This is a genomic window from Isoptericola sp. b408 (genome assembly GCF_030588085.1).
Lineage (GTDB): Bacteria > Actinomycetota > Actinomycetes > Actinomycetales > Cellulomonadaceae > Isoptericola > Isoptericola sediminis.
Map to the genome: position 1 here is coordinate 296,697 of NZ_JAUQYQ010000001.1, position 26,983 is coordinate 323,679.

Annotated in this window: 30 protein-coding genes and 1 tRNA gene; 15 read left to right on the top strand and 16 right to left on the bottom strand. The window is 73.8% G+C overall.

Translation table 11 applies throughout. From position 1 onward, the window contains the following. Positions 1 to 4: 4 nt before the first annotated feature. Both Q6347_RS01380 and Q6347_RS01385 read right to left on the bottom strand, forming a co-directional pair. A complete protein-coding gene (locus tag Q6347_RS01380; RefSeq protein ID WP_304602966.1) occupies positions 5 to 484 on the bottom strand; it encodes an FHA domain-containing protein in 480 nt (159 codons plus the stop codon). A gap of 10 nt (positions 485 to 494) precedes the next feature. Next, entirely contained in the window at positions 495 to 1,214 is a 720-nt protein-coding gene (locus tag Q6347_RS01385) for a DUF3662 and FHA domain-containing protein (protein ID WP_171246694.1), read from the bottom strand. Positions 1,215 to 1,453: 239 nt separating this feature from the next. On the opposite strand from Q6347_RS01385, the gene Q6347_RS01390 reads away from it, so the two are divergent. After that, positions 1,454 to 1,537 (top strand) — tRNA-Leu (locus Q6347_RS01390). A 255-nt stretch (positions 1,538 to 1,792) separates the two neighbouring features. On the opposite strand, the gene Q6347_RS01395 is transcribed toward Q6347_RS01390, so the two are convergent. After that, positions 1,793 to 1,972, bottom strand: coding sequence for a hypothetical protein (locus tag Q6347_RS01395; protein WP_304602965.1), 180 nt, complete (start codon positions 1,970 to 1,972; stop codon positions 1,793 to 1,795). 316 nt (positions 1,973 to 2,288) lie between these two features. Here Q6347_RS01395 and Q6347_RS01400 point away from each other — a divergent pair, with 316 nt between their 5' ends. Together Q6347_RS01400 and Q6347_RS01405 are read left to right on the top strand one after the other, a co-directional pair. Beyond that, positions 2,289 to 2,840, top strand: coding sequence for a TetR/AcrR family transcriptional regulator (locus Q6347_RS01400; RefSeq protein ID WP_304602964.1), 552 nt, complete (start codon positions 2,289 to 2,291; stop codon positions 2,838 to 2,840). Positions 2,841 to 2,876: 36 nt separating this feature from the next. Then, positions 2,877 to 3,884 carry an NAD-dependent epimerase/dehydratase family protein gene (locus Q6347_RS01405; RefSeq protein ID WP_304606445.1) on the top strand — a complete coding sequence of 336 codons (1,008 nt, stop codon included), beginning with the start codon at positions 2,877 to 2,879 and terminating at the stop codon, positions 3,882 to 3,884. Between the two features lie 118 nt (positions 3,885 to 4,002). On the opposite strand, the gene Q6347_RS01410 is transcribed toward Q6347_RS01405, so the two are convergent. The 3 genes from Q6347_RS01410 to Q6347_RS01420 all read right to left on the bottom strand — a co-directional run bounded on the left by Q6347_RS01410 (position 4,003) and on the right by Q6347_RS01420 (position 6,620). Then, entirely contained in the window at positions 4,003 to 4,479 is a 477-nt protein-coding gene (locus Q6347_RS01410; RefSeq protein ID WP_171246701.1) for a cupin domain-containing protein, read from the bottom strand. A 177-nt stretch (positions 4,480 to 4,656) separates the two neighbouring features. Next, a complete protein-coding gene (locus Q6347_RS01415) occupies positions 4,657 to 5,547 on the bottom strand; it encodes an RNA polymerase sigma-70 factor (protein ID WP_304606446.1) in 891 nt (296 codons plus the stop codon). Next, complete coding sequence (locus tag Q6347_RS01420) at positions 5,544 to 6,620, bottom strand: NAD(P)/FAD-dependent oxidoreductase (protein WP_304606873.1); 1,077 nt, start codon at positions 6,618 to 6,620, stop codon at positions 5,544 to 5,546. Before Q6347_RS01420 ends, Q6347_RS01415 begins: the two co-directional genes overlap by 4 nt. Before the next feature lie 111 nt (positions 6,621 to 6,731). Between Q6347_RS01420 and Q6347_RS01425 the strand changes: the two genes are divergently transcribed. Further along, positions 6,732 to 7,535 (top strand): alpha/beta fold hydrolase, encoded by an 804-nt coding sequence (locus tag Q6347_RS01425; RefSeq protein WP_304602961.1) that lies wholly within the window; start codon positions 6,732 to 6,734, stop codon positions 7,533 to 7,535. 54 nt (positions 7,536 to 7,589) lie between these two features. On the opposite strand, the gene Q6347_RS01430 is transcribed toward Q6347_RS01425, so the two are convergent. Both Q6347_RS01430 and helR read right to left on the bottom strand, forming a co-directional pair. Then, positions 7,590 to 8,360 (bottom strand): SurA N-terminal domain-containing protein, encoded by a 771-nt coding sequence (locus Q6347_RS01430; RefSeq protein WP_304602960.1) that lies wholly within the window; start codon positions 8,358 to 8,360, stop codon positions 7,590 to 7,592. Positions 8,361 to 8,474: 114 nt separating this feature from the next. Next, complete coding sequence (gene helR, locus Q6347_RS01435) at positions 8,475 to 10,745, bottom strand: RNA polymerase recycling motor ATPase HelR (protein ID WP_304606447.1); 2,271 nt, start codon at positions 10,743 to 10,745, stop codon at positions 8,475 to 8,477. A gap of 296 nt (positions 10,746 to 11,041) precedes the next feature. Here helR and Q6347_RS01440 point away from each other — a divergent pair, with 296 nt between their 5' ends. After that, entirely contained in the window at positions 11,042 to 12,694 is a 1,653-nt protein-coding gene (locus tag Q6347_RS01440) for an RNA-binding domain-containing protein (protein WP_304606448.1), read from the top strand. 20 nt (positions 12,695 to 12,714) lie between these two features. Here Q6347_RS01440 and Q6347_RS01445 read toward each other — a convergent pair whose 3' ends face one another. Beyond that, complete coding sequence (locus tag Q6347_RS01445; protein WP_304606449.1) at positions 12,715 to 13,980, bottom strand: threonine/serine exporter ThrE family protein; 1,266 nt, start codon at positions 13,978 to 13,980, stop codon at positions 12,715 to 12,717. A gap of 79 nt (positions 13,981 to 14,059) precedes the next feature. On the opposite strand from Q6347_RS01445, the gene Q6347_RS01450 reads away from it, so the two are divergent. Genes Q6347_RS01450 through Q6347_RS01465 form a run of 4 tightly spaced genes read left to right on the top strand, consistent with a single transcriptional unit; the run spans position 14,060 to position 17,814 of the window. Next, positions 14,060 to 14,896, top strand: coding sequence for an alpha/beta fold hydrolase (locus Q6347_RS01450; protein ID WP_304606450.1), 837 nt, complete (start codon positions 14,060 to 14,062; stop codon positions 14,894 to 14,896). A gap of 38 nt (positions 14,897 to 14,934) precedes the next feature. Continuing rightward, the gene (locus Q6347_RS01455; protein ID WP_304606451.1) at positions 14,935 to 16,530 is read left to right on the top strand and encodes an HD domain-containing phosphohydrolase; all 1,596 of its coding nucleotides are present in this window, start codon (positions 14,935 to 14,937) and stop codon (positions 16,528 to 16,530) included. A gap of 10 nt (positions 16,531 to 16,540) precedes the next feature. Beyond that, the gene (locus Q6347_RS01460; RefSeq protein WP_304606452.1) at positions 16,541 to 16,720 is read left to right on the top strand and encodes a hypothetical protein; all 180 of its coding nucleotides are present in this window, start codon (positions 16,541 to 16,543) and stop codon (positions 16,718 to 16,720) included. Next, the gene (locus tag Q6347_RS01465) at positions 16,717 to 17,814 is read left to right on the top strand and encodes an NAD(P)/FAD-dependent oxidoreductase (protein WP_304606453.1); all 1,098 of its coding nucleotides are present in this window, start codon (positions 16,717 to 16,719) and stop codon (positions 17,812 to 17,814) included. Before Q6347_RS01460 ends, Q6347_RS01465 begins: the two co-directional genes overlap by 4 nt. Before the next feature lie 26 nt (positions 17,815 to 17,840). On the opposite strand, the gene Q6347_RS01470 is transcribed toward Q6347_RS01465, so the two are convergent. The 3 genes from Q6347_RS01470 to Q6347_RS01480 form a co-directional block, all read right to left on the bottom strand. Next, entirely contained in the window at positions 17,841 to 18,443 is a 603-nt protein-coding gene (locus Q6347_RS01470) for a dihydrofolate reductase family protein (protein ID WP_304606454.1), read from the bottom strand. Positions 18,444 to 18,524: 81 nt separating this feature from the next. After that, positions 18,525 to 18,914, bottom strand: a complete 390-nt coding sequence (locus Q6347_RS01475) for a DUF302 domain-containing protein (protein ID WP_304602953.1) — start codon at positions 18,912 to 18,914, stop codon at positions 18,525 to 18,527. Positions 18,915 to 18,954: 40 nt separating this feature from the next. Continuing rightward, positions 18,955 to 19,353: a hypothetical protein gene (locus Q6347_RS01480; RefSeq protein ID WP_304606455.1), complete on the bottom strand. Its 399-nt coding sequence runs from the start codon at positions 19,351 to 19,353 to the stop codon at positions 18,955 to 18,957. 234 nt (positions 19,354 to 19,587) lie between these two features. Between Q6347_RS01480 and Q6347_RS01485 the strand changes: the two genes are divergently transcribed. Both Q6347_RS01485 and Q6347_RS01490 read left to right on the top strand, forming a co-directional pair. Beyond that, positions 19,588 to 20,076 (top strand): DUF6328 family protein, encoded by a 489-nt coding sequence (locus tag Q6347_RS01485; protein ID WP_304602951.1) that lies wholly within the window; start codon positions 19,588 to 19,590, stop codon positions 20,074 to 20,076. 114 nt (positions 20,077 to 20,190) lie between these two features. Next, entirely contained in the window at positions 20,191 to 20,838 is a 648-nt protein-coding gene (locus Q6347_RS01490) for a hypothetical protein (RefSeq protein ID WP_304606456.1), read from the top strand. 187 nt (positions 20,839 to 21,025) lie between these two features. Here Q6347_RS01490 and Q6347_RS01495 read toward each other — a convergent pair whose 3' ends face one another. Continuing rightward, the gene (locus Q6347_RS01495; RefSeq protein WP_304606457.1) at positions 21,026 to 21,955 is read right to left on the bottom strand and encodes an SDR family oxidoreductase; all 930 of its coding nucleotides are present in this window, start codon (positions 21,953 to 21,955) and stop codon (positions 21,026 to 21,028) included. A gap of 120 nt (positions 21,956 to 22,075) precedes the next feature. Here Q6347_RS01495 and Q6347_RS01500 point away from each other — a divergent pair, with 120 nt between their 5' ends. From Q6347_RS01500 to Q6347_RS01510, 3 genes are all read left to right on the top strand, one after another. Further along, positions 22,076 to 22,570: a low molecular weight protein-tyrosine-phosphatase gene (locus Q6347_RS01500; RefSeq protein ID WP_171246794.1), complete on the top strand. Its 495-nt coding sequence runs from the start codon at positions 22,076 to 22,078 to the stop codon at positions 22,568 to 22,570. A 117-nt stretch (positions 22,571 to 22,687) separates the two neighbouring features. Continuing rightward, positions 22,688 to 23,155: a hypothetical protein gene (locus tag Q6347_RS01505; RefSeq protein ID WP_304602949.1), complete on the top strand. Its 468-nt coding sequence runs from the start codon at positions 22,688 to 22,690 to the stop codon at positions 23,153 to 23,155. After that, the gene (locus Q6347_RS01510) at positions 23,148 to 23,453 is read left to right on the top strand and encodes a transcriptional regulator (RefSeq protein ID WP_304606458.1); all 306 of its coding nucleotides are present in this window, start codon (positions 23,148 to 23,150) and stop codon (positions 23,451 to 23,453) included. The genes Q6347_RS01505 and Q6347_RS01510 overlap by 8 nt, the downstream gene beginning before the upstream one ends. Positions 23,454 to 23,506: 53 nt before the next feature. Here Q6347_RS01510 and Q6347_RS01515 read toward each other — a convergent pair whose 3' ends face one another. Both Q6347_RS01515 and Q6347_RS01520 read right to left on the bottom strand, forming a co-directional pair. Then, entirely contained in the window at positions 23,507 to 24,652 is a 1,146-nt protein-coding gene (locus Q6347_RS01515) for an alpha/beta hydrolase (RefSeq protein WP_304606459.1), read from the bottom strand. Positions 24,653 to 24,715: 63 nt separating this feature from the next. Then, positions 24,716 to 25,294: a DUF1992 domain-containing protein gene (locus tag Q6347_RS01520; RefSeq protein WP_304606460.1), complete on the bottom strand. Its 579-nt coding sequence runs from the start codon at positions 25,292 to 25,294 to the stop codon at positions 24,716 to 24,718. Between the two features lie 58 nt (positions 25,295 to 25,352). On the opposite strand from Q6347_RS01520, the gene Q6347_RS01525 reads away from it, so the two are divergent. Next, the gene (locus Q6347_RS01525; RefSeq protein ID WP_304606461.1) at positions 25,353 to 26,531 is read left to right on the top strand and encodes a pyridoxal phosphate-dependent aminotransferase; all 1,179 of its coding nucleotides are present in this window, start codon (positions 25,353 to 25,355) and stop codon (positions 26,529 to 26,531) included. 64 nt (positions 26,532 to 26,595) lie between these two features. On the opposite strand, the gene Q6347_RS01530 is transcribed toward Q6347_RS01525, so the two are convergent. Then, positions 26,596 to 26,943, bottom strand: coding sequence for a hypothetical protein (locus Q6347_RS01530; protein WP_216077440.1), 348 nt, complete (start codon positions 26,941 to 26,943; stop codon positions 26,596 to 26,598). Positions 26,944 to 26,983 lie beyond the last annotated feature (40 nt).

Sequence of the window (26,983 nt, forward strand, 5' to 3'; positions counted from 1 at the left end):
GCGGTCATCCCTGCAGCTCGACGACGGAGCGGCCGATCTGCACGCCGACACCGGGGGCGAGCTGGGCGGGCGACGAGACGCGCTGGTCGCCGAGGTAGGTGCCGTTCGTGGACCCGAGGTCCTCGACGTACCACTGGTCGCCCTGCGGGAAGATGCGAGCGTGCCGGGAGGAGGAGTAGTCGTCGTCCAGCACGAGGGTGCAGCTCGGGGCGCGGCCGATGAGGATCGACGAACCGGACAGCGGCAGGGTCGTACCGGTCAACGGCCCCTGCGTGACGACCAGGCGGGTCGGGCCGGAACGGCCGGAGGGCCGGGGAGCGGCGACCGGCGCCGCCGCCGCGGCGACGTCGTCCGACTTCTTGGGCGCCCGGGGGGTGCCGCGCAGCGCCAGGTCGCGGCGCAGCACGGCCACGGCGGAGAGCACGAACACCCAGAGCAGCACCAGGTATCCCAGCCGCAGCAGGGTGAACGTCAGCTCGCTCATCCGGGGCGGATCACCACTCCTCGTTCGATCGTCCGGCGGACGTGCCGGTCCAGAACATGATCCGGGTCCGTCCGATGGTCAAGGTGTTGCCGTCCAGCAGCGTCGCCGCCGGGACCTGGTGGCCCTCGACGAAGAGTCCGTTGGTGGAGCCGAGGTCGGTGGCCACCGCTCCCTCCTGCGTCACCCGGATCTCCAGGTGTCGGCGCGAGACGCCCGGGTCGTCGACGACGATGTCCGCCTCGGCGTCACGGCCGATGACCGTGACGGGGCCGGTGAGCAGGTAGCGCTGACCGTCGATGTCGATGAGCGGGTGGCGCGTGCTGGGTGCCGGGTTGGTCGCCGGCGCGACGTTGCCCCGCACCGTCGCCGAACGGAGCTCGAACCGGCCCCGGGTCAGCTGGCTGTTGCGCTCGAAGGTCACGCTGACGGGACCGACGAACGCGTAGTGCTGGGAGGAGGCGTACTCGGTGAGGTTCGCGGCGAGCTCGTCGGCCATGGTCTCCGCTCCCCACGACTGCACGTGGTCGAAGTCCTCCGGCCCGAGCTCGATCGTGAACTCGTTCGGCGCCACGGTCCTGTCGTAGCCGACGACGGCGGCACGGTCGTCGATCTCGCGCCGCAGCCTGCTCGCCAGCTCGACCGCCTTGACCTCGCTGCCTCGCCCGACCTTCGCGAACGCGTTGTTCATGACCCGCTCGACGCTCTTCTCGAAGCGGTCCAGCGCTCCCATGCCACCTCCTTCCGTCAGCCCGCGTGTGCGGGCAGACTATCCAGATCGTAGGCATCGCTGCACCATCCGCGCCCGTGAACCTGTGGATTTCGTGCGAATCCCTCGGGAAGAGGTGGCGCTCCGGATCACGGCCGGATCACGACGCGGAGCGCGCGGTGCAGGTGTGACGTACGTCCCCGCACGAGGCCCCGGATCGGGTTGGGATGCGGGGGCGGGTGCGTGCTAATCTGCTCCGGCAAGCGCGAGTGGCGGAATAGGCAGACGCGCACGGTTCAGGTCCGTGTGCCCGAGAGGGCGTGGGGGTTCAACTCCCCCCTCGCGCACCGCAGACTGAGTCCCGGCCGGGGTGACCCGGCCGGGACTTTTGTCGTTTCCGGGTGGTTCGTTCCGGGCCGCACGTGGCGTGGGCCGGCGTGGTCCTGGTCGGCGGCACGAAGGCCGTCGCGACTCTGCGGCAGATTCCGAGCTTGATGGGCGGCAGGGTCCGACTCTTTGCGGCGGCAGATTCCGACTTCAGGTAGCGAGCCTCACCCCTCACCCGGGGCCTCCCGACCGGTCCGCGGGACCGGCCTGCCCGCTCATGACCGGGAGGTGTCGCGGAGGTGCTGGTTGTACGTCACGGCAGCGATCGAGTCGAGTGCTTGGACGGCGTAGAAGACGCCGTTCAGTGTGACGACGAGGCCGACGAGAGCGACGAGCCCACCGAGCCAGGCGAAGATGCCGCCCAGCATCATCACGAGTGAGCCGAGGGCGACCATCGACAGACCCGTCGTGACGAAACCCGCCGCGGCTCGGGGTGACCTTCTTGTCGAGCTCGCCGTGCCCGACCTTCTTGCCCTTGTTCGCCATGGTCCTCACCTGTGGAAATCGTCGTGCGGCTCCTGCGGAAAGGCCCCAGAGGTGGCCAGTAGGTCTCCCGCCCCACGCGGAGGCGACGCCGGACGACGACACCGTCGTCGGGCCGATGCCCACTCTCCAGGGAGAAAGCCACCGATGTGCCTGATACGGCCGACGGCGCGTGTGCTCGCCGACCGTTCCGTTGACCGATCACTCTAGAGTGTCTACTCTAGGCTCATGAAGTTCGTGCCGGCCGACATCCTCGACGCCGCGGTGACCCTGATCGACGCGGACGGGATCGGCGTGTCCACGGCCAAGGTCGCGGCGGCCGCGGGGGTGTCCAACGGGACGCTCTTCCACTACTTCCGCACCAAGCAGGACCTGCTCGACGAGCTGTACCTGCACCTCAAGCGCGACCTCGCGACGGCGATCGGCGACGTCGACGCCACCGGCTCGACGAAGGACCGGTCCCGCACGATCTGGGACCGGTGGGTCGCCTGGGGCACCGCGCACCCGGCGCGCCACCGGGTGGTCCTGCTGCTCAAGGGCGCAGGTCTGATCCGGCGGGCCGCCGTCGAGGAGGCCCAGACCTACTTCGCCGCCGTGCCCGACGTGCTGGCCGAGGCGGCGGCCGACGGGCAGCTCGTCGACATGCCGCTGCCGTACCTCGCCGAGGTCGTCGAGACCCAGATCGACCTCGCGGTCTCCCGCGACCTCGCCGAGGCCGAGCGCGCCGTCGCGTTCGAGATGGCGTGGGCGTCGATCACCGCACGGAACGCCGCCCGCTAGCGGCACCTCGCCCGGAACCACCCCCGAAGGAGCATCATGTCCACCGTCCTGGTCACCGGAGCCTCCGGATTCATCGCCAAGCACATCCTGCGCGAGCTGCTCGCCGACGGGCACACCGTACGGGCCACCGTCCGGTCCGACCGGCGGCGCGCCCAGGTCGAGGCGCTCTTCCCGGACGCCGACCTCGAGTTCGTCTCGCTCGACCTGACCTCCGACGAGGGCTGGGACGACGCCCTCGTCGGTGTCGACGTGCTCATGCACACGGCGTCCCCCTTCCCGACCGACCCGCCCAGGGACCCGCAGGACCTCATCCGTCCCGCCGTGGACGGGACCCTGCGCGCCCTGCGCGCCGCCCGGGCCGCGGGGGTGCACCGCGTCGTGCTCACCTCGACCTGCGGTGCGATCTACAAGCCCGCCGACCACGAGTGGTCCCGCCGGAAGACCCGCGAGGACTGGACCGAGACCGACGGCCCCAGGACCACCCCGTACGAGGCGTCCAAGACGCTGGCCGAGCAGGCGGCGTGGCGGTTCGTCGCCGAGCACCCCGAGATGCGGCTGACCGTCGTCAACCCCGGCATGGTGTTCGGCCCGGCGATGGACGAGCACTACGGGTCCTCGCTCGGCACCGTCGAGCAGCTCGTGACCGGGCAGCTGCCGATGCTGCCGCAGATGAACATGCCCGTCGTCGACGTCCGCGACGTCGCGCGGATCCACGTGCGGGCGATGTCGGACGAGGGCGCCGTCGGGCAGCGGTTCCCGGCGAACGCGGGGCCGATGTCCATCCCCGAGATGGCCGGCGTGCTCCGCTCGGCCTACCCGGACGCCGGCATCACGAACCGGGTCGCGCCGAACTGGCTGATCCGGGCGATGTCGGTCGTCATGCCGACGATGAAGACCGCCTCCTCGGGCCTGGGGCTCAACGCCGACGTGGACGGCTCGGACGCGCCGCGCCAGTTCGGCTTCGAGTACATCCCCTCCCGCGAGGCGCTGCTGGCGTCGGCGGCCTCCGTGGGGGCCGGCCAGCCCGTCCGATCCGCGGGCTGACCCCAGCTCGCCGTCATCCCCACCGGCTTTCCCACCTCCCCACGGTGCGTGGCACGAAAGCCCCGGTTCCTCGAACCGGGGCCTTCGTCGTTCCCGGGGGCCTGGCGATCGGCGCGACTCAGGCGTGCCGGTCGGGTTCGCCCTCCTCCGGCTGCTCGGTCCACGACGGCGGTTCGTCGCGCCCGCTCGACTCGTCGCGCTCGGCCTCGTCAGCGGTCTCCTGCACGATTCCTGCCGCGTGATGGGTGGGGGCGTACACGGCGTACAGCCGCATCGGCTCGTCCCCGGTGTTGATCACGTCGTGCCAGGTGCCGGCCGGCACCTGGATCGCCCAGCCGTCGGCGACGTCCTGCACGAAGTCCAGGTCGTCGCGCGCCGGACCCATGACGCACCGACCCCGGCCGGCGTCCAGCCGGAGGAACTGGTCGGTGTCCGGGTGGACCTCGAGCCCGACGGATTCTCCGACCGGGATCGACATCAGCGTGACCTGGAGATGCACCCCCGTCCAGACGACCGCTCGGTAGGCGTCGTTGTGCCGGGTGGCAGCCTCGATGTCGAAGGCCTGAGGACGGGGGCCCTCGTCGGTGACAGTCATGTGCGGTGTCCTTTCGTTCAGCTCGCGCGGGGCGCGACGGTGCCACAGGGCCGTCCGATGCCGGCTCCTGTCAGCATGCTGCCGCCGGCGCGGTGACGCATGCCCGACGGGAAGGACCGTGGCCACAGGGAGACCCCGTCGGGACGGTGACCGCGCACGGCGCCGCTGGTCCTCGGGTCATCGCACCAGTGGCCGCACCTCGTCGACGCCGCCGAGCTTCTCGGGGTTGCGCACGAAGTACAGCGCCGTGACCGCGTCGCCGGAGGTCTCGACCAGGGCGACCACCTCGACAGCGCCGTCCCGTCGGACCACGACGGCGGGCAGCCCGTTGTACGTCGCCTCCTCCCACCGGGTGCCGGTGCCAGCGGTCCGCACGAGCCCGGAGACGAACGCGGCCACCTTCTCCGCCCCGCGGATCGGGTGCCGTGCGGCCGAGGCGAGCCCGCCGCCGTCGGACAGCGAGACCACGTCCGGGGCGAGCACATCCATCAGGCCGGCGAAATCGCCCGCCTGCGCCGCCACGACGAAGCGGCGCGCCACCTGGGCACGTTGCTCCGGTGAGGCCTCGAACCGGGGGCGCCGTGCGCGCACGTGCTCGCGCGCACGGTGCGCCGTCTGCCGCACCGCGGCCGGCGTGCGACCGGTCGCGGCGGCGATCTCCGCCCCCGAGAAGCCGAAGACCTCGCCCAGCACGAACACGGCACGTTCGATCGGGCTCAGCGTCTCCAGCACGAGCAGCATCGCCATGCTCACCGACTCGGTCAGCTCGGCATCGGCGGCCGGGTCGGCAGCGGTGCGGACCGGCTCGGGCAGCCACGGCCCGACGTAGTCCTCGCGTCGCCGGCGGAGCGTGCGCAGGTGGTTCAGCCCCTGCCGGGTCACGGTGGCGACCAGGTAGGCGCGAGGATCGCGGATCTCCCGCCCCGGCTCCTCGGCGGCCTCGACGGCGGCGGACCAGCGCAGCCACGTCTCCTGCAGCACGTCCTCGGCGTCGGCGGCGCTGCCCAGCAGCTCGTAGGCGATGGTGAACAGCAGCGGGCGGTGCTCGACGAACGGGTCGGTGCTCATGCCGGCACCGTCGCGGGCAGCAGCGGACCGTCCCCGGCACGGGTCACGGCCCGGGCAGGATGCCGGACGAACCGCACGGTGGCGCGGCAGACCTGCTCCTTGACCAGGGCGGCGGCCCGCCCGCGCAGCACCGGGCCCCGCGGTACGTCCAGACGGTCCGTCGGCTGCACGACGCCGCGCCGGCGACCCAGGCTCACGCAGGTCATCGTGAGGCCGACCGAGACCGGCTGCGGCTGCTCGCCGCGCAGCTCCGCGAGGACCGTCTCGGCCGCTGCGATCCCCAGCGGGATCGCCGTCTGGCAGCTCATCCGCAGCGGGGTCGACGCCGCGTCCCCGGCGGCCACGACGGTCGGCACGTCGACGCCGCGCAGGGCGCCGTCGACCCGCAGGCGTCCGGCGTCGTCCACCGCGAGGCCGCTGTCCCGGGCGAGGCCGGGCACGGCGAACGACGTCGTGTCCACCGTGATGCCGTCGCCGGGTGCGTCCACGTGCTCACCCTCGCGCACCTCGACACCGAGCGCCTCGAGGCCGCGCCGGACGGCGTCCCGGGCGGCCGGGGACAGCCCGGCGGCGAGGGTCCCCGCGACGAGCCGCACCCGCAGGTGCGGGTGGGCCTCGGCGAGCTCGGACGCGGCCTCGATCCCGGTCAGCCCGCCGCCGGCGACGGTGAGCCGCGTCCCGGCGGCTGCCCCGTCGACCCGGTGGCGCAGCGCGACGGCCCCGTCCAGGTGGCGTACGGCCAGCGCCCCCGGCATCGCGGGGCCGGTACCGCTGCCCACCGCGTAGACGATCCGGTCGGCGGCCAGGTCTCCCCCGCCGGCGAGCGCCACCCCGTCCGCACCGATCCGCGTGACCGTGTCGAGCCGCAGGTCGACCCCGGGGCGGAGCAGCGGCCGCAGCGGGCGCACGGCCGGCCCGGTGCCCGCCACGAGCTGGTGCAGCCGGATCCTCTCGACGAACTCGTCCCGCGGGTTGACGACGGTCACCCGGACCGGCGTCGGCGCCTCGGCGGACAGGTGGTTGGCGGCGGCGACCCCGGCGTACCCGGCGCCCACCACGACGATGTGCTGCATGTCCCTCACGTCCTCTCGTGTCACCCATACGACACCGGCGGAGGCCGGGATGTGACATGGCCGGGCGGCACACCCGGTGGGATCCTGGAAGGGCGTCCCCGGGAGGTCGCGATGGTCCAGCACCAGTCCTCAGGTCCCTGGCACGTCACGTCGACGGACGGCACCCGTCTGGCGGTGTGGAGCACGGGCACCGGTCCCCCGCTGCTGCTCGTGCACGGGTCGATGTCCGACCACCGGCGCTGGCGCATCGTCGACCTGCTCGCGCAGGACCGGACGGTGCACGCGATGGACCGGCGCGGTCGGGGCGGCAGCACGGACGCTCTCGACTGGACGCCGGAGCGGGAGGTCGAGGACGTCGTCGCCGTCATCGAGGCGGTGGCCGCGGACGCGGGGCGGCCGACCGACGTGCTGGGCCACTCGTTCGGCGGCTACCTCTGCGTCCGGGCCGCGGGGCGCACCCCGCACGTGCGGCGGCTGGTGCTCTACGAACCGGCCGTCGTCCAGCACCCTCAGCCGCCCGAGCTGGTCGCCCGCGTGCAGGCGGCGGTCGACGCCGGACGGTACGAGGAGGCCGTCGAGATCATGATGCGCGACGTCCTGCACATGCCCGAGGCGGAGCTCGCGATGCTCCGGGAGCAGCCGAGCTGGCCGGCCCGCGTGGCCACCGCGCCGACCCTGCCCCGCGAGGAGAGCGTCCCGCTGCTGCTGGACCCCGCCGAGGCGGCCGGCGTCACGGCCCCGACCCTGCTCATCCGCGGCGGGGACAGCCCGGAGTTCCTGCAGGACGCCATCCGCACCGTGGCCGGGTCGGTCCCGGACTGCCGGGTCGTGACGCTCGAGGGCCAGCAGCACGTCGCGGACCAGACCGACCCGGAGACCTTCGCGGCCGTGGTCCGGGAGTTCCTCCGGGGCTGAGGCGGCGGCCGACGGCGGCCGGACGTCCCGGCCGGGCGTTCCGCCCGGCGGAGCTCACAGGTTGATCGTGACGTCCGCGTCCTCGCGCAGGTCGGTGACGATCGTGTCGATCGCCGCGCTCTGCTGCTGGCTGGTGGCCTGCTGGGCGAGCTGGTCGCGCACGTCCTCGAACGGGGGAACCTCCGGTGCCGACGCGCCGTCGCCGCCCTGGGACTCCATCTGCGCGACGAGCTCGTCGTACTGCGCGCGCAGCTCCTTCTCGGACGGCTCCTGCACGTCGGCCTCCTGCTCGATGTAGGTCGAGACCTGGAACTGGGTCGCGGCGTCCGCGCGCACCTGCTCCTCCGTCAGGCCCTGCTCCTTCAACGCGCTGATGACCGCGTCGGCGGACTCGAGCCCGTTCTGCGCGGCGACGTCCTCGAGCGTGGACCGGACGTCCTTCGCGGTGGGCTCGATCCCGGCGTCCGCCGCCGCCTGGGTCAGGAGCCGGTTGTTCACCAGCTGCTCGACGACCTGCTTCTTCAGCGCGTCCTGGTCGACCTCACCGGCACCGCTCTGCTGCTGGGACAGGGCCGCCTGCTGCAGCTGTCCCTCGAAGCTCGTGACGAACTCCTCGCGGCCGATCTCCTCCCCGTTGACCTCGGCGACGACGTCGGGCACGTCCTCGAGGTCGGCCTCGGGCGCGGCGCCGGCGTCCGGCGCGGCCTCGGCGCTGGGGGAGGCCGGGGCGGACGAGGTGTCGTCGCCGTCGGACCCGGCGCTGCAGCCGGCGAGGGCGACGACCGCCGCCAGGGTGACGGCGGCGAGGGGACGCTTGATCGACATGGGTGACTCCAGACAAGGGGGTGCGGAGCATCGAGCGTAAACACACGAGTCTGGGAACGGGAGCAGGTGGTGATCAGGTCCTGTTCAGGTGCGCGTGGGTACACTCCCGGCCGCTCACGGCCGACCCAGCACCACCAGCTCGCGGGTCGCCCGGGTCATGCTGACGTACCGGTCCACGGCCCCTTCGATCCCGTCGCCGAACCCCTCCGGCTCCACGAGCACCACGAGGTCGAACTCGAGGCCCTTGGCGGTCGCGGGGGTCAGGGACCGCACCCGGTCGCGGTCCTCGACGGCGGCGGCCGGCGGACCGGCACCGATCACGCACGCGGTGCCCTCGGGGTGCTGCGCCAGCCAGGTGTCCAGCACGTCCGTGAGCTCCGCCGTCGTGGCGTACCGGACCGGAGTCCCGCCGGGGCGCACCGACGTCGGGACGTTGGCGTCGGGGACGGCCGCGCGGATCACCGGGGCGGCCACCGCCATGACCTCCTCGGGCGTGCGGTAGTTGATCGTCAGGGACGCCTGCTCGACGCGGTCCAGCCCGACCCGGGCCAGCCGCTCGGTCCAGGACTCGGCGAAGCCGTGCCGGGCCTGGGCCCGGTCCCCCACCACGGTGAGGCTGCGCGACGGGCAGCGGGCGAGCAGCATCTGCCACTGCGCGTCCGTGAGCTCCTGGGCCTCGTCGACGACGACGTGCGCGAACGGCCCGGCGAGGGCGTCCGGGGTGACGACCGGGAGGCCCGCGTCGCCCACCAGCGCAGCCTGCAGGTCCTGCCCGCGCAGCATGGACATCACGCCGAGGTCGGAGTCGTCGGTGGCGATCAGGTGGTCGACGACGTCGGCGATCCGGGCGCGCTCGGCGGCGCGCGCGGCCGTGGCCCGGCGACGGCGTCGGGCGTCGTCCGGGTCCCCGAGCCGGCGCCGCGCCGCGTCCAGGAGCGGCAGGTCGGCCTCGGTCCACGTGCGGGCGTCCGGACGCTGCAGGGCGGCGACCTCGTCCGGCGTGAGCCACGGCGCGCACCGGCGCAGGTAGGCGGGCACGGTCCACAGGTCCCCGACGACGTCGGTGGCTTCCAGCAGCGGCCAGGCCCGGGCCACGGCGCGCCGCAGCGTGTCGTCGGCGGCCAGCTCCTCCCGCAGGTCGGTCCCGGGCTCGGGGCCCGCGATCCCGTAGGCGTCGAACTCGTCGTCACCGAGGTGCACCCCGGGCACGGCGTCCCAGCCGGGGTTCTCGTCGGACCCGAACCCCTCCTCCGCGGGCTCCCCGGCCGCGTCGGCGAGCTTGTCGGCCAGGATCGTCAGCAGCTCGGCGAGGACCACGTCGGCCGCCTCGTTGTGCGGTGTCCCCGGATCAGGGGCGGCGAACGCCTCGGCCCAGTCGCGCGGGTCGAGCCACACGTCGCCCGACGCGGTCTCGAGGAGCATGCCCTCCGTCGGCGGCTCCTCCGAGAGCGCGACGGCCGGGTCGACGGCGGCCACCATCCGCGCGTCCGCCTTGAGCCGGGCGACCTCGGGGTCGGGCTCGGGCCGGGCGGCGTCCCCCTCGGGCAGCAGGTCCGCGAGCGTGCACGTGCGCACCCCGTCCTCGCCGAGGCCGGGCAGCACGTCGGCCACGTAGCCGAGGTAGGGCCGGTGCGGGCCGACGAACAGCACGCCCCCGTGGTGCTCGCCGACGTGCGGGTCGGAGTACAGCAGGTAGGCGGCGCGGTGCAGGGCGACGACGGTCTTGCCGGTGCCCGGCCCGCCGTCGACCACGAGGGTGCCGGCCGAGCCGGCCCGGACGATCGCGTCCTGGTCGGCGGCGATCGTCGCGAGCACGTCGCGCATGCGGGGCGAACGGCTGGCTCCCAGGCTCGCGACGAACGAGGACTGGTCGTCGAGCGCGGCGTGCCCCGCGAGCCCGTCGGACGTGAACACCTCGTCCCAGTAGTCGGTGACCTGCCCTGCGGTCCACCGGTAGCGCCGGCGGCTGACCAGCCCTCTCGGGTCTCCGTGGGTGGCGCCGAAGAAGGGCTCGGCGGCGGGTGAGCGCCAGTCGAGCAGCAACCGCTCCCCCGCGGCGTCCGTCAGGCCGACCCGGCCGAGGTAGGTGACGACGCCGTCGGCCCGCACCATGCGCCCCAGGCACAGGTCGATGCCGAAGCGCCGCAGCATCCGCAGCCGGGCGGACAGGCGGTGGATCTCCTGGTCACGGTCGAAGGCGGCCTGCCCGGACCGGCCCGGTGCCCGGCGGGCGGCGTCCAGCCGGGTGGTCAGGTCGACGACCTGCCGGTCGATCGCGGTGGCGATCGCGGCGAAGTGCGCCTCGTCGGCGGCGATCAGCGCGGGGTCGTCCTTGGCGGCGAGGTGCTCGGACAGGCGGAACGGTCGGCGAGGCAGCACGGGCATCAGCTCCGGTCGATCGGCCCGGGGGGCCGGTGAGGCCTGTGATTCTGCGCCTGCCAGGGGGTCTTGCCGCAAGACCCCCTCCGCGCTGTAGATTGAAAGTGGCGGGAGGTGTGCTCACCGCTCGAACCCCCACTCGGTGAGCGACGACGACGGACGCGTCGAACGCCGTCAGGACGCGCGCTGCTGGACCCCACGTCCGCTGTGCGCGACAGCCGGCCCACCAAAGTCCATTCAAAACTATGGACGATGGACAGTCACGGCTCGCGAGCCTCAAAATTATGCATAGGCTTGAGATCGTGGAGACGCGCAGCCTCATCGAGGCGGGTGAGACCCTGACGACCGAGTTCAAGTCCGAGGCCCTCAACCACGAGTTGACGAAGGCTGCCGCGTGCCTGGCCAACGGCGACGGCGGTGTGCTCCTCATCGGCGTGGACGACGACGGCACGGTGGTCGGTGCCAGGGGACCAGGTGGTTCCCGTCCGGACCCGGAACTCATGGCCGCGTACATCCAGAACACCACCGACCCCCCGCTTCCGGTCACGGCCGAGCTCGAGCAGATCGACGGCGAGGACGTGGTACGCATCGAGGTGCCGCGGGGTGATCCCGGGCCAGTGGGCACGAAGTCCGGCGTCTTCACGAGGCGCTCGATCGACACCAACGGGCGACCGCAGTGTCTCCCCATGTCGGCGCACGAGATCGTGAGTCTCGGCATGGTGACACGGGGACAGGACTTCGCGGCCGCCGCCGCGGCCGGGGCGACGGTGGAGGACGATCTCGACCCGGACGAGTTCAAGCGGTTCCGGCGGCTCTGCGCCACCAGCGGAGATCATGTTGACCAGTTGTCTGACCGCGACGTCCTCAAGGCTCTCGGACTGGAGCCGTTGCAGGCCCCGGTGAGCCTGGGGGCGGTCCTGCTCTTCGGGCGGCGAGCAGCCGTTCAGCGATGGACTCCGAACGCCGAGCTGTTGTTCCAGGATCTCCGTGGAACCTCACGGACGAATCGGCGGCTCGTCGGTCCGCTGCTCCAGGTGGCCGAGGAGCTCGCGCGACTGCTCGACGAGCGCAACACGTCCCACGAGTTCGTCATCGGCCTGCACCGTGTCGATATCCCGCTGATCCCGTCGGTCACGCGTCGAGAAGCGGTGGCGAACGCACTGGTGCACCGCGACTACTCGGCGCTGGGCCCGACGACGGTCCAGCTGACCGATGCCGAGTTCGCCGTGTCGAGCCCGGGAGGATTCCCCCCGGGTGTCACCGTGGACAACATCCTGGAACAGTCCCGACCTCGGAGCCCACTGCTCGCGGACGCGTTCAAGCGAGCAGGCCTGGTGGAGCGACGGGGCAAGGGTGTCAACGACATGTTCGAGCAGCAGCTGCGGGCAGGCCGGGACTCCCCCGACTACACGAGGAGCACCCCCGACTCCGTCACGGTCACTGTTCCGCTCGGCACTGCCGATCTGGACCTGGTGCGATTTCTTCTGGCCTGGGAAGACGAGCGCCAGCAAGCGCTCGGCCTCCCGGAGCTGCAGGTCGTGCACGAGGTCAAGGCAGCAGGGTCCGCCGGCAGCCACGAGATCGCGAGCATGACGGGGCTGCCCGTCGGTCGAGCGCGTGCGGTGGCCACGCACCTTGTCGAGATGGGCATTCTCGAGGCCAGGGGCGACGGCCGGAGCCGTCGGTACCACCTCACGGCCCGCTTCTACGACAGGGCGCAGGACCGGAACGCCTACGTCCGTGTGAAGGGGGTCGACCCGCTGCAGCAGGAGCGCATGATCCTCGACTACGTCGATGCTTTCGGTTCGATCACCCGAGGTCGCGCTGCCGAGCTCTGCCAGACCTCCCCGCCGCAGGCCCGAACGATCTTGAAGCGGCTCGTCGACGGCGGAAGACTGCGGGTCGTCGGCGAGCGTCGGACCGCGCGGTACGAGGCGGTGGACGGCGGTGCCTGAGCTGCCTCGACCGGCCCGCGTCATCGCTCGAACCCCCACTCGGGGTCGGTGAGCATCCGCGCGATCGCCAGACCGATCGCCAGCGCCGCCACCACCAGCGTCGCCTCCACCGCGTAGGTGAGGGCCTCGGACGTCGCGCCGTTCGACACGTGGTAGATCGCCCGGTAGGCGGACGCGCCCGGGACCATGATGACGACGGCGGGCACCGAGACGGTCACCCGCGGCACGTTCATGCGCGGGGCGACGACGGCGGCCAGCAGCCCGACGAGCAGGGCCGCGGCCGCGGCCGCCGCCTGGACGGGGACGTCGGCGTCGACGAGCCACAGCCGCCCGGTGTTGGCGACCATCCCGATGGAGGCGGCCGCCAGCGCCATGGACCAGGGACTGTTGAACATCAGCGCGAACCCGAGGACGCCGAGGAAGCTCGCCAGCGCCCGCAGCGACACCAGCAGCGCCGGGTCCAGGTCCATGGGTTCGGCCGGGACCGGGTCCAGGCCGACCACCATCGAGACGCCCCACACCGACAGCGCGGCCGAGGTGAGGATCATCAGGGCGTAGGTCAGCCGGGCCAGGCCCGCGGAGAAGTCCAGCTTCGCGAGGTCCAGCGCGCCGGTGACCAGCGGGAACCCGGGCACGAGGAACAGCACGGCGGAGACGTACCCGGCCTCGTGGTTGGTGGCCGCTCCCCCGAGCGCGCCGAACGCGGCGAGGAACCCCACGTAGGTGGTGGTGGCCAGCGCCGCGGCGAGCATCGTCACGCCGAACTGGTTCCATCCCCGGTGGATGAGGGCGCGGCGCAGCGCCTGCCCGAGGCCGGCCCCGAGGAACACCCCGGCGATCTCGACGACGCCGCCGTGGTTGAGGAAGGCGAACGCCGCGCACGCCATCGCTGCCCACAGGGCGTTGAGGGCGGCGGGGTACAGCGGGGGCTTGTCCTGGATCCGGTCGAGCCGCGCGGTGGCGTCCTCGACGCTGACGGGCTGGTCCCGCTCGACGTCCTGCGCGAACCGTTCCAGGGCGCACAGCCGGTCGGCGTTGATGCCGACGCTGCGGACCTCGGTCACCTCCGTGCGGAAGCTCGGGCCGCGGTGCGAGGTCGTGGTGATCTCGGTGAGCGTGACGTGGGCCTGGTGCCGTTCGATCCCCAGCGCGCGGGCGGCACGGGCCATGGAGGCCTTGACCCGGTACGAACCGGTCCCGGCGGACAGGGACAGCCGGCCGACGCGCAACGCCACGCCGGACCGTCGGATGAGCTCGATCTCGGCGTCGTCGGGGGCTGTGGGCACGGGTCCATCCTCGGGGGCGGGCGGGGGCCCGCGCCACAGGACCAGGTGCGACGATGGGGGCGGCGACGAGGAGCGTGGCATGACCGAGACGGTGCGGCACGAGATCGACCTGCCCGACGGGCGCGTGCTCGTGGGGCACGACAGCGGCGGACCGGGCGGTGCTCCCGTCCTGGTGTGGCACCACGGGTCGCCGCAGTCCGGCGAGCTGCTCGCGCCGGTCGTCCGGGCGGCCGCGGTCGGCGGGATGCGGGTGGTCTCCGTGGCCCGTGCGGGGTACGGCGGGTCGACCCGGCGTCCCGGACGCAGCGTGGCCGACGCCGCCGGCGACGTCGGCCACCTGCTGGACGAGCTCGGGGTCACCGCCTGTCACGTGGTCGGTGCCTCGGGCGGCGGTCCGCACGCGCTGGCGCTCGCGGCCCTGCGCCCGGACCTGGTCCGCGGGGCGGTGACGCTCGCCGGCATCGCGCCGTACGACGGGACCGAGGCCTGGTTCGCGGCGATGGCCGACGACGGCGGGCTGCGGTCCGCGCTCGACGGCACCACGGCGCGCGAGACCTACGAGGAGACGGCCGAGTTCGACCCGGCGAGCTTCACCGACGCCGACGTCGCCATGCTGTCCGGGCCCTGGGGCGCGCTCGGGGCCGACGCCGGCCGGGCCGGCGAGCAGTGGCCGGAGGGTCTGGTGGACGACGACGTCGCGTTCGTCCGGCCCTGGGGCGTCGACCCGGCCGAGGTCACCGTCCCGACGCTGGTGGTCCAGGGTGGCGCCGACCGGGTGGTCCCGCGCAGGCACGGGGCGTCGCTGCGCGACGCGCTGCCGCAGGCCGACCTGTGGCTCCGGCCGCACGACGGGCACATCGGCGTGCTGGCCGCTCTGCCCGCGGCCGTCGGCTGGCTCCGCGCCCACGACGGGTGACCGGCGGCGAGCCGCCCGCCGAGGACTATCGTCGAAGCATGGCTGAGACGGCGTCGGCCACCGCAGGGCCGGTGCGCGCCGCCGAGGTCGCCGCGGCCCTCTGCCTGGCCACCGACCTCGGCATGGGTTTCCCCTGGGCGCACGGTCTCGAGGCGACCGCCGCGACGATGCGGCTGTGCGACGTCGCGGGAGCCGACGAGGCCGTGCGCCGGCAGGCGTACTTCCTCAGCCTCCTGGCGTACGCCGGCTGCGCCGCCGACGCGACGGTCAAGGCGGAGTTCTTCGGGGGGCCCATCACCGAGTCGATCGTCGACGTCATCTGGGGCACCCGGCGCGAGCAGATGGGTGTGGTGCTGCGGTCGCTGCCCGACCCCGGTGCGCCGGTGCCCGCCGCCGTCGGGCAGACGGTCGCCCGGCTGCCGCGTGCCGTCGCCCACGAGCCGCGCGAGCAGCTCGCCCTGTGCGAGGTCGCCCAGCACCTGTCCCGCCACCTGGGGCTCGACGGCGTCGCCGACGACCTGCACCACCTGACCGACCGGTGGGACGGGTCCGGGGTGCTGGGGCGGGGTCGGGGCGAGGAGATCCCGACCGCGCTGCGGATCGTCCTGGTCGCCCGGGACGCCGCGCACCAGGCGTCCGTCGGCGGCAGCGGGTACGCGGCCGACGTCATCGCCGACCGGGCGGGACGTGCGCACGACCCGTGGGTGGCGGGGATGCTCGTGCGGCACCACCACGAGATCCTCGGCGAGCCGCACGAGCAGGGGGCGACCTGGGACGAGGTGCTCGCCGCCGAACCGGGCACCCCGCGGGAGATCCCCGCCGAGCAGGTCGACGACGCCGTGGCGACGCTCGGCGAGCTGGCCGACGTGGTCGGGCCGGCGTGGGCCGGCCGGTCCCGGGCGGTGGCGGCGCTCGCGGGCGACGCGGCGGAGCTGGCCGGACTGGACCCCGCGGAGGTCCGGCACGTCCGTCGGGCCGCGCTGCTGCAGGACGTCGGGCGGATCAGCGTCCCGGCGCGGATCTGGCACGCCCACCGGACGCTGTCCGCCGAGGACCGGGAGCACGTCCGGCTGCACCCATACTTCACCGAGCGGGTGTGCGCCGCCTCCCCGTTCCTGCGCGACCTGGCCCGGGACGCCGTCTGCCACCACGAGCGGCTGGACGGGTCGGGGTACCACCGGGGGCTGCCGGCCGCGGCGCTCGGGGTCCCGGCGCGGCTCCTCGCCGCCGCCGACGCGATGCGGTCTGCCTGCGAGGCACCGCCGCACGGTCGAGGGCTGAGCCGCGCCGCGGCGGTGTACGCGCTGGGCCGTGACGTGCGCGAGGGGCGCCTCGACGCCGAGGCGGTCGCCGCCGTCGTCGAGGCCGCCGGGCTCGAGCCCCCGCCGCTGCGCCGGCCGGCCGGGCTGACGGAGCAGGAGAGCCGGGTGGTGGGGCTCGTCGCCCGCGGGCTGGCGACCAAGCAGGTCGCGCGAACCCTCGGCATCAGCCCGAAGACGGCGGACCAGCACCTGCAGCACGCGTACCGCAAGATCGGGGTGTCGAGCCGGGCGGCCGTCGCGCTCTTCGCGGCCGAGCACGGCCTGCTCGCCTGGGGAGAACTCCTGATACCGGGGCGGCGCACGGCTCCGTAGCGTCGACGGCATGGACACCGTGCCGACCCGGTCCGCGGCCCCGGTCTCCCCCGGGGATCTCGCGGAGCGGCTGCGCACCCGGCGCCGGTGGGCGCTCGGGGCTTCCGGCAGCGCCGCCGTGGTGGTCGTCTCCGGCTCCGTCCAGGCGCTGAGCTTCCTGCGTTCCGTCCGACCCGAGGAGGAGTCATGAGCACGCAGCAGCACGAGGTACCCGTCGTGGTGGTCGGCGGGGGCCAGGCCGGGTTGGCCACCTCGTACCACCTCTCGCGACAGGGTGTCGAGCACGTGGTGCTCGACGCCGCCGCCCGGGCGGGGGACTCCTGGCGTCGGCGCTGGGACTCCCTGCGCCTCTTCACCCCGGCGCGGGTCGACCACCTGGACGGCCTGGACCTCGGGCGCCGCGGCCCGGTGCCGACCAAGGACGAGTTCGCGGACTACCTGGAGCGCTACGAGCACGAGTTCGACCTGCCCGTCCGCCACGGTGTCCGGGTGCGACGGCTCGCGTCCGACGGTGCGGGGTTCCGGCTGGAGGCCTCGGACGGCGAGCACCGGGCGGAGGCCGTCGTCGTGGCGATGGGTGGGCTCCAGGTCCCCCGGGTGCCGGCGGTCGCGGGCGACCTGCGGCCCGGCATCCGGACCCTGCACTCCGCGGACTACCGCAACCCCTCCCAGCTCGCCGACGGGTCGGTCCTCGTGGTCGGCGTGGGCAACAGCGGGGCGGAGATCGCGGTCGAGGCCGCCCGGGACCACGAGACCTGGTTGGCCGGCACCGAGACCGGGCACCTGCCGTTCCGCGTGGACGGCTGGTTCGGGCGCAACCTCGGCACCCGGGTCGTGGGGCTCGTGTTCCGCCACGTGCTGACGATCGACACCCCGGTCGGGCGCCGCGCGCAGCCCGTGCTGCAGTCCCGGGCGGACCTGCTGGTGCGGGAGCGACCCCGGGACCTGCGGCGGGCCGGGGTGCACCGGGTCCCGCGCATCGAGGCGGCCCGTGACGGCCTGCCCGTGGCGTCGGACGGCACGGTGCTCGACGTCGGCACGGTCGTCTGGTGCACCGGGTACCGGACCGGGCTGGAGGAGTGGATCGACCTGCCGGTCCTGGACGAGCGAGGACGCGTGCGTCAGGTCCGCGGGGTCACCGAGGTGCCGGGGCTGTACTCCGTCGGCCAGGACTTCCAGTACGCCAAGGCGTCCGAGCAGATCCCCGGCGTGAGCCGGGACGCGCGGTACGTCGCGGAGCACCTCGCCCGGCAGCGCCGCGGCGCACCGGTCGCCGCGGGGTGAGCGGCCGGGGCGCGGTGCGGCGGGCGCTACGGCCGCCGCACCGCGTACTCGGTGGTGACGATCCCGCTCGGGGACGTGGTCGACCACCGGACCTCGAGGTCCAGGGGTGTCCCGCCGAACAGGCGGGTGCCCTGACCCAGCACGACGGGCAGGGTCGTCAGCACGTACCGGTCGACCAGCCCTGCGGCGGCGAGATCGCGCACGAGCGCGCCGGAGCCGAGGACGACCAGGTCGCCGTCACCCTGCTCCCTGAGCCGGGCGACGGTCTGGGTGGCCTCGCCGACCAGCGGGAACGACGCCGGCCAGGCGAGCTGGACGTCCGGGTCGCGCGTCGCGACGTACTTGGGGGACTCGCGCAGCACCTCGCTGAACGGGTTCGGCTCGGTGGTGGTCAACCAGTACCCGACGTCGTCGTCGTAGGTGCGGTGCCCGAACAGCATCCCGCCCGGCGCGGTGCCGTGGGCGGCGCGTCCCGTGAAGGCCGCCATCGCGGCCTCGGGGTCGGCCTGCAGGTACGGGGTGGCCCAGCCGCCCCGGGTGAAACCCCCTCGCGGGTCCTCGTCCGGGCCGGCCGGCGCCTGCATGACGCCGTCCAGCGAGACGTTCTCCACGGCGACGATCGTATGCACGGGTGTCCTCGCTCCTCGAGTCGGTGTCACCCGGGTGGACCGCCGGCACCGCCCGGACTCATCGCCCGGGCGGCGGACGGATCAGGACAGCGACCCGAGCGCGGTGCGCAGCCGCTGGGCGGCGTCGTCGGCGACGGCCTCCAGCTCGGCGCTGTCGGCGACGGACATCATCGCGTGGGGGTCCATCGCCTCGACCGTCGTGGTCCCGTCCCCGGCGTCACGCACGACCACGTTGCACGGCAGCAGCGCTCCGACGGAGCGGTCTGCCTGCAGCGCGCGGTGCGCGAGCGGCGGGTTGCAGGCGCCGAGCACCAGGTAGGGCTCGATCTCGGCCCCGATCTTGGTCCGCAGCGTCGTGGCCATGTCGATCTCGGTCAGCACGCCGAAGCCCTGGTCGGACAGCGCCGCGCGGACCGCCGAGACGGCCTCGTCGAAGGGCGCGGTGACGGTGGCGGTGAGGGTGTAGCTCATACGAACTCCTTCCCGGGGCGTTCCCCCGGATCGCGGGTGCTCAGACGGGGCAGGCCGTCGCCGCGGCGGCCCGGCGCTGGTAGCGCCCGAAGGCGGTCGCGAGCACGGCGACGACTGCCATGGTGGCAGTCGGGGAGCCGGCCAGCAGGACGGGCGGGACCAGCACGGTCGCCGCCGCCGCGACGTCGCAGGGTCCGCAGCCCAGCACCGCACGCCACCGGGTCCCCGTCGGCGGGACGTACGTGGCGAGCGTGGAGCCGCCGATCGCGGCGCTGACGACCAGCAGTCCGGTGGCCGCGGCGCCCGGGACGCCGGCGGCGGTGACGTACCAGACGGCCAGGGCGGCGGCGGCCAGCACGCCGACGACGACCCGGCGTGCGCTGACCGGTCGACGCGCCGGTGCCGCCGGGCGCGCCTGGGTGTCCGGCGCCGACGTCATCGGCAGGTGCAGCGCTCGGCGGGCGGGACGTCGGCCATGACCTGGTCGACGTGCATGCCGCAGCCGGTCCAGGTGACCTTGCCGCAGCGGGGACAACGAGCGGGACTGCACATGGCGTGCTCCTTCCGGCGGGAGTTCCGGGGCGAAGGGGCGCCTCCGGACACGATCCACTGTAATACCCCTAGGGGTATGCCGTCGAGTGTGCGGGAGCGGCGGAGGAGCCACGATGGGGAGATGAGCGACCAGACGGGCCGGATCCGCCTGCGCGGCGGACGGCCGGAGACCGCGGAGCAGCGGTCGGACCGGAACTGGAACGAGCTGCTGCAGGAGCTGCGCGTGCTGCAGACGGGCGTGCAGATCCTCACGGGGTTCCTGCTCATCCTGCCGTTCCAGGCGCGGTTCTCCGACCTCGACCCCTTCCAGCACACGGTGTACCTGGTCGACGTCCTGGTGTGCCTGGTGACGTCCGGCCTGTTCATCGCCCCGGTGGCGATCCACCGGGGGTTGTTCCGCCGACGCCTCAAGCTCGCCGTGGTCAGCCTCGGGGACCGGATGACGCGGTTCGGGCTGGTGCTGCTCGCCGTCGCGCTGTCGGCCACGGCCCTGCTCGTCTTCGACGTGGTGGTGAGCCGCGCCGTCGGCCTGGTGGTGGGTGGAGCGGTCGCGGCCCTGCTGCTCGGGCTCTGGGGGGTGCTGCCGGTCGTCGTGCGTCGACGGGACTGAGGCCCCTCCGCCGTGCGGGAAGAACGGGCTCGAGGGGTGACACGTGTCAACCGTTGCCGAATCGTTGTCCTGAGGGGTGCCGGGGAGCGGCTCCGCTCCGCTACCTTGCGGCGCATGACACGCGATGAGGCGATGTGGACGAGGGTGCGTCGAGGGACCGTGGGTGTGGTGCTCGTGAGCGCCGGTGCGCTGGTGCTGGCCGGCTGCGGAGGGGCTGACGAACCGGGCGGCGAGCCCTCGTCGTCGGCCGCCGCGTCCGAGGAGGCGGCCGCACCGGCCGTCGAGAGCAGCTGCACGGACGGCGTCGTCGTGGAGTGGCAGGGGGAGCCGGACACCCAGGAGATGTACACCTCGGCGCAGGTGATCAAGGTCGGCGACGACGGGCTGACGGTGCGTGACGACTGGCAGCGAGGCGAGGAGGCCGGGGCCCGGCACCTGTCCGACGCCGACGGCGCGCAGCGGGCCGTCGTGTCAGACGCCGTGGCGGGCGGGCTGCTGGAGGCCGACCAGGTCCCGCGGCCGGCCGACCCCGCCGAGGCGCTGGCCGGTGCCGAGAAGGGCAAGTACGTCCTGTACGACTACGCCAAGCACCGCACGCAGACCGCGCTCGTGTCGTGCGCGGACGGCAGCACGTCGGTCGAGGTCGCCTGGACCGGCTTCGAGATCGTCGAGTCCGGGGTCGCGAACTGCGCGGCCAGCCCGGACCCGGTGGCCGACATCATCGCGGCCGACGCCATCACGGGGTTCTGCGTCAAGGGATAACAGGACCCGCGGGTCGGAGGTGGTCCTCCTGCCACGCTGGACGACGGCGTGGCCCCCGCGGGTCCCGGGTGGTCGCGGTGCTCAGACCGCGACCACCTCGTGCGTCCGTCGGTTCTTCACCGTGCGGATCACCTCCTTTCGCGTACGCCGAGCACGCTACGCCCGGCGGCCGGAGGTGCCCAGCGATTTATGCGACCGGACCCACGGGGCCGCTGCGGCGGAGCGACTCCCACTCGTCCGGGTAGTCGTCGAGCCACTGCACGAACGACCGGGCGGGACGGCCCACCAGGCGTTCCACGTCGTGCGAGACGGTGGCCATCTCGCCGGCCGCGATGGCCTCGTAGGACGAGACCCACCCCGCGAGCTCGACGGCGGAGGCGTTGAACTGCGCGCGGGAGGAGTACGCCTCGGGCACGGACTCCGCGTGGTACCGGATCTCGCGGCCGGTGGCGACGGTCAGCGCGGCCGCCACCTCGAGCAGGCTCATCGCCTCCGGGCCGGTCACGTCGTAGACGACGCCGTCGTGGCGGCGGGGATCCTCGTCCAGCAGCACGGCGGTGGCGACGTCGGCGACGTCGTCGTGGGCCACCGACGCGACGCGTCCGTTCGCGGCCGGGCCGCGGATGACGTCGTCCGGCCCGACGAACGACGCCAGCGCCTGGTGGTACAGGTTGTCCCGCAGGACGGTCCAGCGCAGCCCGGTGGTGCGCAGGTGCTGCTCGGTGTGGAAGTGGTCCCGGGCGAACGTGAAGGTGGCGTCGGGGGCGGCGCCGACGAACGAGACGTAGACGATGCGCTCGACGCCGGCCCGCACGGCGGCGTCGATGGCGGCCACGTGCTCGGCCACGCGGTCCTCCGACTCGCGGGCGCTGACGAGGAACACCGTCTGGACGCCGTCGAACGCGGCCCGCATGCCCTCGTCGTCGTGGTACCCGTCGGCGACCGCGGTCTCGCACTCCGGCAGGGGGCGGCCGTCGTCGAGGCGCGGGACGCGGGAGGGGTCCCGCACCACGAGGCGCTGGTGCGCACCCTCCGCGGCGAGCCGGAACGCGAGCCGGGACCCGACGCGCCCGGACGCCCCGGTGACGGCGATGAGACCCTCGGCGGACCACCTCATGCGGTCACGGTACGGGGTCGTGGGTCCTCACGCCGCGCGACCACGCCGACCGCGGACGCCCGGCACGGGTCCGCGAGGCCGTGGCAGCATGGGGTCGTGAGCGAGACGATCTACCGCGTGATGACCGTGTGCACCGGCAACATCTGCCGCTCCCCCATGGCCGAGGTGGTGCTGCGCGACCGGCTGCACGGGGCGGGTCTCGCCGACCGCGTCACGGTCGACTCGACCGGTGTCAGCGACGAGGAGCACGGGAACCCCGTCGACCCGCGGGCCCGGCGCGCCCTGGCCGCCCGGGGCTACGCGGTCGGTGACGGCCACCGGGCGCGGCAGGTCTCGGCCGACGAGCTCGGTGAGCGCGACCTCGTGCTGGCGATGACGTCGCGGCACGCAGACGTCCTGCGACGGCTCGCGAACGGTACAGATCCACAGATCCGGATGTACAGGTCCTTCGACCCGGACGCTCCGCAGGTCGGGGGCCGGGGCGAGGAGTCACGGCTCGACGTCGACGACCCCTGGTACGGCGACGCGGACGGTTTCGAGGTGTGCCTCGACGAGATCGAGGCCGCCGCCGACGGGATCGTGGCGCACGTGCGGGTCGAGCTCGGCCTCGCCTGACCCCGCGGGCCGCCGCACGGCAACGCGTGCGTGGCGGACGGGCGCGACCTGGGTGGTCGTCGTCGGCCGCCGAGCACTTCACTTGCCATGATGGAAACTCTCCCATAGCGTTCCGGCGTGGACGACAAGCCTGATGATGAGGAACGCACCGAGGGCACCGAGGTGCTGGAGGCGATGTCTGCCGATCGGCAGCGCCTCACGCAGCGGGTGCGGGTGCCGGGGGCTTTGATGGCAGCGTTCGGCGCGCTGGGCGCGTGGTGGGTCGCCTCGGCCGCGACCACCGACACCGGAGCGGACTACCAGCCGCCGGCGACCGCGTGGACAGCACTCCTCGGTGTTCTCGTCGTCGTGCATCTGCTGCAACGCGAGACCGGAATCCGCTTCCGCGCCCTGGGTGCGCGCGCGAGCTGGGCGATCGCCGGGGTCGTGGTGGCGTGCCTCGGACTGTTCAGCGTGTCGCTGGGCCTGGTGTCGCTCGACCTGCGCTGGGCGGTCGCCGTGACGAGCCTCGCGGCGTTCGGGATCACCACCTGGCTGGCCGGTGTCGCCTGCCGCTCCGCCGTGGAGCAGCTGGGCCGTGGCTGAGGCGCGCTTCGACGAGATCATCCACGCACCACTGCGTCTGCGCATCTGCGGGCTCCTGCGCCACGTCGACAGCGTGGACTTCGCACTGCTGCGCGATTCTCTCGAGGTCTCCGACGCCACGCTGTCCAAGCACGTCAAGACCCTCGCCGCTGCCGGCTACGTCTGCTCGCGCAAAGCCGCATCGACCCGGCGCGGCGACGCCCGGCGGATCATGTGGCTGTCCCTGACCCAGGACGGCCGTTCCGCGTTCGACGCCCACATGCGTACGTTGCGGGAGATCGCCGGTCCGGGGCACTGACCCCGCAGCTGCCGGCAGAACCGTGCCTGCGGTGGGCCGCGAGTGCTCCGGGGTCACGCATCCCAGCCGGCGGAGCGCTCCCGCGCCGACCCGAACAACCGGCGCCACCACGGCGCCTCCGGAGCGGGCTCGGGTGCGGGCGGACGGGTCGGCACGTAGGCGCGGAACCAGCGTTCGGTCTCGTGCCGCACGACGGCGCGCACGTCCGGCGCGGAGAGCGTGACGTCGTGCAGGGCCCCCTCGATCCGGGCGATCGTGACCAGGCGGCCCAGCCGGGCGGCGCGTTCGGCGATCCCCTCGACGTCGAGCACGGTGTCCGCCCGCAGCATCTCCGGCGACCACCGCACCGGGCGGACCGTCCGTGTCGAGAGCATGACGAGCACCGGGACATCGAGGTCGAGACCCAGGGCGACCTCCTCGTGGCCGTCGAAGATCGCCGACAGCCAGGCGGGTGTGGCACGCCATCCGTCGTCGGGCCGCCACGCCGGGTCGACGTCCCAGGCGCCCTCGTACCGCCGGGAGATGGACCGGACGTAGAACCCCTGGTCGACGTTCACCAGATGGCTGCGCGGCGCGAGCGCCGCGTGCGCGCGGACACCGGGCTCGAGGACGCGGCGGCCCACCTTGCGCGTCTGGAACTCCAGCCAGGGGCTGTTCAGGACCAGCGCCGCGGCGCGCCCGGGGTGGTGGGCGGCCCACAGGCTCAGGATCAGCCCGCCGGTCGAGTGGCCCATGAGCACCAGACGCCGGTCCGTCCGGTCGTCCCGGCCGTGCCCGATCGTCGCCAGTGCCGCCTCGAGGTCCTCGTCGTAGGTCTCCAGCCGGGTGACGAACCCCGGGGTGTGGTGCGGGCGCAGGCTCCGGCCGTACTTGCGCAGGTCCAGGGCGTGGAAACGGACGCCGAGCCGCTCCCAGAAGTCGGCGAGGTGCGTCTGGAAGAAGTAGTCGGTCCAGCCGTGCACGTAGAGCAGGTCCACGCCGACGTCGGGCCGGGCTGCCTCGTCCGGTGCGGGCGGGACGGGCCGGACGAGGGTGGTGTCGACCTCGCCCTCGAAGTCGGGCGCCAGGCGCAGGGTCCGCTGCTCGAACCCGGGCAGCACGTCAGGCTCCCACCCCGGGGTGGTCACGGGCTCGGCGGCACCGGCCGTCGGGTCCGTGCCCGGCGTCCGGGTCGCGCTCTCGGGTCCCCCGTCCTGCATGGCGCTCAACCTAGGCACGGCCGCGGCGGGACGCGAACGGTGCGGTGCCGCCCCGTGGTCGTGTCAGCGCCGTCGGCGCGCTCGCCACCGTGCGACTTCCTGCTCGACGTCGCGCGTCGGCGTGACGACGGGGGGTCCGCCCCGGAGCTGACGACGGGCGTCCACCACCCGGGCGTTGAAGTCCTCGAGCACCTGGCGGACCCGGTTCTCGTCGCCCTCACGGTCGAGCGTCTCCTCCAGCACGGCGTCCTCCTGGCGCAGCTGGGCGGCGGGCAGGACGCCGGTGATGCGGTCGCGCTGCACGAGGTTCTTCAGCCACCAGTCCGGGTCGTGCGAGCCGCCGATGCCGGGCAGCGGCTTGCCCTGCAGCGGCAGGTCGTCGAACTCGCCCCGGCGGATCGCCTGGTCGATCGCCGTGTCCGCGAACCGGGCTCGTTCGGACATGGGCACGCGGCGCCCGTCGGCGCGGTCCGCCGCGGCCTCCTCCGCCGTGCGGGGCGGGAGCCCGGCCTCGGCGCGCTCGCGCTCGATCTCGCGGTCCACCCGGTACTGCGCGGCACGGCGCGCCGGGTCGTCCCCGGACGTGGCCGACGCCCGGGGCGAGCCGGGGTCCGGTCCGTCGGTGCGGTCGTCGCTGCCCATGACGCCACGGTACGCACCGGCCGGGCCCCGGACCTCGGCGGACGGGCATCATGGGGGCATGAAGGTCTCCCGCCGCAGCCAGGTCCCCCCGTTCGCCGTCATGGAGGTCCTGGCGGCCGCCAACGTCCGGCGCAGCGCCGGGCACGACGTCCTCAACCTCTGCGCCGGCGAACCGTCGGCCGGTGCCTCGGACGTCGTCCGTGACCGTGCCGCCGACCTGCTGCGGCAGGGCGACCTCGGCTACACCGAGTCGCTCGGCGTCCCGGCGCTGCGCGAGGAGATCGCGGGGCACTACCGGCGGTGGTACGGGGTCGACGTCGACCCCGGCCGCGTCGCGGTGACGACGGGATCCAGCGGCGGGTTCGTCCTGACGTTCCTGGCGGCGTTCGACGTCGGTGACCGGGTCGCGCTGGCCCGCCCCGGCTACCCCGCCTACAAGAACATCCTGGCGGCACTGGGCTGCGAGGTCGTCGAGATCGACTGCGGACCGGAGACGCGCTACCAGCCGACGGTCGCCCAGCTCGAGCAGCTCGTCGCCGACGGGCCGCTGGCGGGTCTGATCGTGGCCTCGCCCGCGAACCCCACCGGGACGATGATCGCGCCCGCCGAGCTGGACGCGGTGGCGCGCTGGTGCGCCGACCACGGGGTGCGCCTGATCAGCGACGAGATCTACCACGGCATCGCCTACGGGGACGACCTCGGGCAGGCGACCGCGGCGGTGCACGGCGACGGTGGCGCCGTCGTCGTGAACTCGTTCTCCAAGTACTGGGCCATGACCGGCTGGCGGCTGGGCTGGCTCGTCCTGCCGGAGGAGCTCGTCGGCCCGGTGGGGGCGCTCGCCGGGAACGTGGCGCTGTCGCCGCCGGCGCTGGCGCAGCACGCGGCGATCGCGGCCTTCTCCCCCGCGGGCTACCAGGCGGCGGCCGACAACGTGGTCCGGTACCGGGCGTCGCGCGCCGCGCTGCTGGACCGGCTGGAGGAGCTCGGCTGGCGACCCGTGGCGCCGGCCGACGGCGCGTTCTACCTGTACGGGAACGTCTCCCGCTTCGGCCTGGACGCGGTGACCTACTGCTCGCGGCTGCTGGCCGAGGCCGACGTGGCGATCACCCCCGGCACCGACTTCGACGGCCGGACCGGTGGTGACTGGGTACGGCTGTCGTTCGCCGCGGACCCGGTGACGGTCGCGCGGGCCGTGGACCGGATCGTGGCCTGGCAGGACGGTCTGTCCCGGGCATGAGAACGCCCCCGTCACCCGGGGTCGTCCCGGGAGCGGGGGCGGTCGTCGCGCCGCGCGCCGTGGTCTAGCGCAGCACGGCCGGGGCGGCCGCGACGACCGGTTCGGCGGCGGGCTCGCGCGGGGCGACCTGCACCCGCGTCACGTGCTCGCGGCCGGTGCGACGAGCCTTGGCCATGACCATCAGGGCCTGGGCGCCGATGACCATCCAGGCGACGTTGGCGAAGACCGAGGGCCAGACGCCCTCCACCGCGGCGACGAGGAACAGCGTCGACGTGGCGGTCAGGTTGGCGGTCTGGAACGGGAGCGAGTTCGGTGCCCAGCGCCCCTTCGAGACCATCGCATACGCGACCAGCCCGATCAGAGCTCCGAACCACCCGAGCCCGGTGATGACGAGGGACAGGGTCTGCGACATGCTTAGCCTCCTAACACAAGTGGGGACGGTCGTCGACGAC